Here is a 4776-nt window from a genome sequence, read left to right as displayed (position 1 = left end):
TCCCAGAGATCGTGCGAGGGTTTTTTAGGCATCCGGACTGCGCTCGTACAATATGCACTGCAGTTGTTTATGGCTTAGTAACTACTTTTTCTATCATGGATGGTCTTCCTGCGAAGTTAATGTGAAGCAACCCGGCTTTCGGGCGCAAAAAAGCATCGCTGACAATGACGTCGCGATGCCAAGAAAAGAGCGTGGCAGGGTCGCTCTGGTGCCTCGGTCAAGCACCACCCCTGGTGCCTCTAACTTTGGCTGGCGAGCTGACCGCGCCTTTGCGTGTTTCATGATACGGGGTGGCTGCCTGTCCTGCAATGACCGCGCCTCTTGCACGGGGATCCTCGGGCTTGCCGAGCGCAGCGGCGGGATCACCGCCGTCGGCACGAAACGTCATTCGTGGCAGTGCGGACAGCGCGCCCACTCGGCCCGACGGACGCGCCGCAGGAACTCCTCCACCGTCGCCGTGACCAGCGGATCGGGCACCGGCACCGACGATGCCTGCCGCGCCAGCGCCCACTTCGTCGCCGGCGCCAGCAGGCCGAAGTGGCTGGCGACGTAGGCCGGGGCCGTGCTGGCGGAAGACGTCGGCCAGGGTCACTGGCGGTGGCTCAACTGGGCGGTTCGAGCAGTTCCAGGGGCGAGGTGTTGCCGTTCAGCTTCGAGCGCGCCAGATGCAGATCGCGCGAAGTCGTCGACGGATGGTCATGGCCGAGGAGCCTGCCGATGCCGCAGAGAATCAGGTGCAGCAGGTAGGCCTGCACCTGCTCGACGCGCAGCTCTGCCGGCGATCGATGGTAGAACATCGCCCGATCCGGCACCGAGCCGCCGGACAACAGCAAGCGGAGCGCCGCTGCTGGACGGTCGGCTCGATTGCTTCGTTGGGCAGCACTTGGTCCTCGCCTCGCATCACCAAACGAGTCCCAGGAGCAGTCTGCCGACGATCAGGAACACCATGACTACGGAGGGGTAGAACGTCAAGGCGAACCCGAGCGCTCGGGCCGGCGCGCCGCGAGCGTAGCCCCGCCAAAAGAGCACCCGACCGACGAAGAACAGGATGGCCGCCGCGGGAACAGCGGCTTGCCAGGCATGGGGCATTGCGACCGCCCAGAGGGCGTGCACCGATACCGCCAGAACGGTCTGCTCGAGCGTGTTTTGCAGGGTGGATTGAAGGATCTGGGCCTGCGGCGTGCCTCCAGTCAGCCCGCCACCGTCAATGTCATCCGGAGTGAAGAATCGGTGGCGTGCCAAGAGGCCGATGTTAACCAAGAGGCAAACAACGATAAGGACATCCCAAGTCAGGGCGTGCACGAGCGCTGCCGGGTAGCCCGGCGCGGACTCAAACGCAGGTTCATGGGCGACGATAGAGATGGTCAGGGCGAGGAGGGTCGCGATGACCCCGGAGACCATACCGCGAAGTACACCCTGCTGCTTGTCAGTGAGCAACCGTCCCCTCCATCAGCTCATATGGTTTGAATATGCCACCTGTCCGGCCATAGAACGATCGTGCCGCCCAACTCCAAGCTTGGGCGGCGCCTTGCACTGGCCGCCACAGGATGCAGAGTGACAGCGAACTCGTCCAACAGAACAATGAGGTGCGCCATCGATCGGTCGGAAAAGCAACAGGGCGCGCTCAATGCTTGAGGCTCCGCTGTTGCGCCACGACACCGCCCCGGATCGTCCCCGATCGCCTCCGCAACCAACGCGCCGCCCACCTCACCGCGCGCCTGCCGCCTCGACCGCCGGCAGCGGATCCTCGCGCAGCCCTTCGCCTTCCTCGCTCTCGCGCAGGATCTGGTCGATCTTCTCCTGCAGCGGATCGCTCTCTGGTGGCTCCGGCACCGCGCGCGTTGCCGGCTCTTGCGGCGCCTCGGGCGCCTCCGGCCTTGGCGCGGCTTCGATCGGGCGTCGCCGCTCGGGAACGACGGCCGGCTCCGGCGCGAACAGCTCGCGCCACCAGCGTATGATGCGCGCCCACCAGCCTGTCTCTTCCGGCGCCGTGAAGCGCAGCCGCGGGTCGACGATGCGTGCGCGCAGCGCGCTGCGGAAGAAGTCGCCGACGACCGGCAGGGCGCTGTGCGCCCCCTGCCCCCAGTGGTCGCTGCGCAGCGTGACACGGCCGTCGTTGAAGCCGACCCAGGCGCCGGCGACGAGTTGCCGCTGCATCAGGATGAACCAGCCATCGGCATTGTCCTGCGTCGTGCCGGTCTTGCCGGCGACATCGGCGCGGATGCCGTAGCGGCTGCGGATGCCGCGGCCGGTGCCGCGGTCGATCACGCCGCGCATGGCGTCGAGCAGCGTGTAGGCAACCTCGGGCTTGAGCGCGACCTCGGCCTCTGCCGGAGCGAATTCCTCGATGACGCGGCCGTCGCGGTCCTCGATGCGGCTCACCAGCAGCGGCTCGCGGTAGACGCCCCCGTTGGCGATCGTGCCGTAGGCGCTGACCATTTCCTTCAGGGTGACCGGGCTCGTGCCGAGGGCGAGCGACGGCACGGCCTCGAGCCTGCTCTCGCGCACGCCCAGGTCGCGGGCGAGCCTGGCCACCCTGGCGGCGCCGACCTGCTGCATCAGTTGGGCGGTGATCGTGTTCTTCGAACGGGCGAGCGCATCGGCGAGAGTCATCGACTCGCCACTGGGCGGCCCACCATCGGTCGGCCGCCAGACCTCGCCGCCGCCGACGGCGATCGCCACCTCCTGGTCGATCAGCCGGTCGCCGGGCCTGGCGCCCTGGCGGAACGCCTCGCCATAGACGAAGGGCTTGAAGGTCGATCCGGGCTGGCGGCGCGCCTGCTGCACGTGGTCGAACGCATCCTGCTCGAAGTCGCGGCTGCCGACCCAGGCCTTGACGTGGCCGTTGCGCGGATCGATCGCCAGGAAACCGATCTGGATCTGCGTCTTCTGTCGCTGCAGCGCATGCATGAAGGCCCTGTCGGCCTGCAGGTCCTGCATCGCCTGCTGCGCGGTGCGGCCCATGCCGATCGCGGCACGATACTCCGGCGATTCGCGGATGAACGACTGCACGAGGCCCGCGTCGGGACGCCATGCCGAGCGCCTGCCCCAAGTGGCGTCGGCGATCCGCTGCAGGGCGTTGCCCTGGCGAAGCACGGCCTGGTTCGCCGCCGACTGCAGACGCGAGTCGATCGTCGTGCGCACGATCAGCCCGTCGCCGTGGATGCTGTAGCCGTTGCGGTCGGCCCAGGCGATCAGCCACTTGCGCAGTTGGCGAGCGAAATGCGGCGCCGGTCCCGGCGCTTCGCTCTGCCGCTCGAAGTCGATGCGCAGCGGTTGCCCGCGCAGCGCGTCGAACCGCTCGGCGTCCAGTTTCCCGCGCCGGACCATCTGTTGCAGCACGATGTTGCGGCGCTGCAGCGAGCGTTCCGGATTGAGGACCGGGTTGTAGTAGCTGTTGCCCTTGAGCATGCCGACCAGAGTCGCCGCCTGCAGGACGTCGAGCCGGTCGGCCGAGGTGTCGAAATAGGTGCGCGCCGCCATCTCGATGCCGTAGGCGTTGTAGAGGAAGGGGACGGTGTTGAGGTAGGTCTCCAGGATTTCGTCCTTGCTGTGGACGGCCTCGATCTTCAGCGCCGTGATCGCCTCCTTGATCTTGCGCGTCAAGGTCGGATCGCGGCCGATCGACTCCGGATACAGGTTGCGCGCGAGTTGCTGCGTCAGCGTCGAACCGCCCTGGCGGTCGCCGCTGAAGGTGTTGAGCGCGGCGCCGATGGTGCGTCTCCAGTCGAGGCCGAAATGCTCGCGGAAGCGGTGATCCTCGGTGGCGATGAGGGCGTCGATGACGTGCGGCGAAATCCCGGCCAACGTCACCCACTCGCGATTGGACTGCTTGAACTCGGCCAGCTTCCTGCCGTCGGCCGAAAGGATCTGCGCCGGCTGCTCCGACGACACCTTGCGGATGTCGCTGATCCCCGGCGTGAAGGGTAGCAGGATGAGGGCGTAGAGCAGCAGCAGCGCCGGCAGCGCCAGCAGCGCGCTGATCACCCCGCGCCGCGTCGGGTGACGGAGGGCACCAAGCAAGTCGCCGACGCTCGCGACGAGGCCCGGTGCGCGACGCGCCACCAGTTGTCTCAACTCGCAGGCCAAGGAACGGAGCGACGCCATCGATGCGTCACTTCACGGACAGAGGGACGCGCACGCCGCCGGTCGCCTTGGGATCACGGCTCGTTGGTGCCGCGTTGCGCCGCAAGGACCGGCAACTTCCGCGTCCGAACATCACTGGTCGGATCAGACTGACCACACAACGAGGGCATGAAGACTCGACGGCGCTGCATCGGTTGGAGTCACGTCGGCGCAGGCACCGTTCGGAAAAGAGTCGGCATGCGGGAACCGCAGGAAGGTTGCGCTGGCGGCTCTCGCCAGCAACGAACGGATCCAACGGTCTCCACCAAGGTATTCTCAGGTCGAGGATACCATGGCAGCGCACTTTGGCGAGACGCCTGTCGAGAACGAGTTGCCAACCGCCGCGATTCGCCAGCGGCGTCGGGACCGAGAAGGACAAACCATCGTGGCCGCAGCGCGGACAGCATCGTTCTCGATCAGAAATCCTCGTACCGGTGACCACTGCGTTGAAGTTCCTCGCGCAGCTTCTCGATGAAATGGGGAAGACCCGAGTAATGAGCCGAAATGGTCAGCTTTCGCCCGTGGGCGAAATGGATGACCAAATACGCCCCCTTCCGGCCCCCAGGTCGCAGCGATTCCAGGGTGGCCAGATAGTAAGGTGATTACCACAATTACTCATACCGTCGAGGCTGGGCGGATCAAGATGTCCCA

3 protein-coding genes are annotated in these 4776 nt (G+C 66.3%); all 3 read right to left on the bottom strand.

Translation table 11 applies throughout. The features are described from left to right. Positions 1-602: 602 nt before the first annotated feature. Positions 603-797, bottom strand: a complete 195-nt coding sequence (locus NFW30_RS05775) for a hypothetical protein (RefSeq protein WP_295351966.1) — start codon at positions 795-797, stop codon at positions 603-605. 103 nt (positions 798-900) lie between these two features. Next, on the bottom strand, positions 901-1437 hold the full coding sequence (locus NFW30_RS05770) for an MAPEG family protein (protein ID WP_295351969.1): 537 nt from the start codon (positions 1435-1437) through the stop codon (positions 901-903). Positions 1438-1707: 270 nt separating this feature from the next. Beyond that, complete coding sequence (locus tag NFW30_RS05765; RefSeq protein ID WP_295351972.1) at positions 1708-4107, bottom strand: transglycosylase domain-containing protein; 2400 nt, start codon at positions 4105-4107, stop codon at positions 1708-1710. Positions 4108-4776: the final 669 nt, after the last annotated feature.

Origin of the sequence: Accumulibacter sp. (genome assembly GCF_023806635.1) — a bacterium.
In the GTDB taxonomy this organism is placed as follows: Bacteria; Pseudomonadota; Gammaproteobacteria; order Burkholderiales; family Rhodocyclaceae; genus Accumulibacter.
The sequence above is the reverse complement of the archived record's forward strand: the minus strand, read 5'-3'. Positions and strand labels throughout refer to the sequence as shown.